This is a genomic window from Pseudovibrio sp. POLY-S9 (assembly GCF_001431305.1).
Lineage (GTDB): Bacteria > Pseudomonadota > Alphaproteobacteria > Rhizobiales > Stappiaceae > Pseudovibrio.
This window is the reverse complement of the sequence record NZ_LCWX01000163.1, coordinates 36,390-37,803: the sequence shown is the minus strand read 5'-3', so window position 1 is coordinate 37,803 and position 1,414 is coordinate 36,390. Positions and strand designations below refer to the sequence as shown.

The 1,414-nt window shown below is 56.9% G+C and carries 1 protein-coding gene and 1 pseudogene; both read right to left on the bottom strand.

Translation table 11 applies throughout. The features are described from left to right. Positions 1-321: pseudogene (locus PPL9_RS34230) on the bottom strand (dihydroorotase); the annotation flags it as partial. Positions 322-332: 11 nt separating this feature from the next. Then, on the bottom strand, positions 333-1,292 hold the full coding sequence (locus PPL9_RS14505) for an aspartate carbamoyltransferase catalytic subunit (protein WP_082596876.1): 960 nt from the start codon (positions 1,290-1,292) through the stop codon (positions 333-335). Positions 1,293-1,414: the final 122 nt, after the last annotated feature.

Below are 1,414 nucleotides of genomic sequence, written 5' to 3'. Positions count from 1 at the left end.
CACCGGGTCCGTGTTGGGGCTGGTGAGGATGGTGGTTACACCGCCTACGGCTGCTGCGCGGCTGGCGCTCTCCAGCGTTTCGCGGTGTTCTGCGCCGGGTTCGCCTACGCTGACGCCCATGTCGATGAGACCGGGCGCAACGACGGCACCGTGGCAGTCAACGGTTTTCGCGCCATCCGGAGCACCTTGATTGAGAGCCTCTGCACCTGCGGCGAGGATGGTGCCGTCCTGTACAATCACTGCACCTGCTTCATCAACATTGTTTGCTGGGTCGATGATGCGGGCGTTTGTCAGGACCAGCGGGTTTACATTCTTGTACATGCGCGTGTCCTCTAGTTGTTGTCAGGAAGGTTTTGAGCAAGAGCTTCAAGCACTGCCATGCGTATGGCAACGCCCATTTCCACTTGCTCGCGGATCAGACTTTGCGGACCATCTGCGACTTCTGCTGAGATCTCGACACCACGGTTCATAGGGCCGGGATGCATGACCAGAGCATCAGGTTTGGCGTAGGAGAGTTTTTCGGAGTCCAGACCGTGGTAACGGAAATACTCACGAACAGATGGTACAAACGCACCGCTCATACGTTCGCGTTGCAAACGCAGCATCATGACGATGTCGCAGCCTTTTAGTCCTTCGCGCATGTCTGTGAATACTTCGACGCCCATACTATGAATACCAGAGGGCAGTAGTGTAGAGGGAGCTATGACACGCACGCGGGCTCCCATATTGGAGAGAAGGATGATGTTGGAGCGGGCGACGCGGGAGTGGCGGATGTCGCCGCAGATGGCTACTGTCAGGCCGCCGAGGGTTCCTTTGTGGCGGCGGATGGTCAAGGCATCCAGCAGAGCCTGAGTTGGGTGCTCGTGAGGGCCGTCGCCGGCGTTGACGACCGCGCAGCCGACTTTGCGGGCCAGCAGGTGGACTGCTCCAGCGGCGTGGTGGCGAACAACCAGCAAATCAGGGCGCATGGCGTTCAGGGTTGCTGCGGTGTCGATCAGGGTTTCACCCTTTTTCACCGAAGAGGTGGAGACCGACATGTTCATAACATCCGCGCCCAGGCGCTTGCCTGCAAGCTCAAAGGAAGATTGGGTGCGGGTGGAAGCCTCAAAGAAGAGGTTGATTTGCGTTCGCCCACGCAGAACAGCTTTCTGCTTTTCTACCTGTCTGGAGACTTCGACGGCTTCGTCGGCAAGGTCCAAAAGGTAATTAATGTGGGGAGGCTGCAATCCCTCGATACCGAGGAGATGGCGATGCGGGAACGCTGAGGATCGATGTGTGGTTTTCTTGCTCATCGAAGACCCTTCTATAGGCAGAAACACCGAGTTCGTAAAGAGCTCAACAGATGTATAGTTTTTATTGTGCAAATCGCAGTTGCAACGTGCGCGCTAACCTATCAAAATCGCTGGGGCAACTC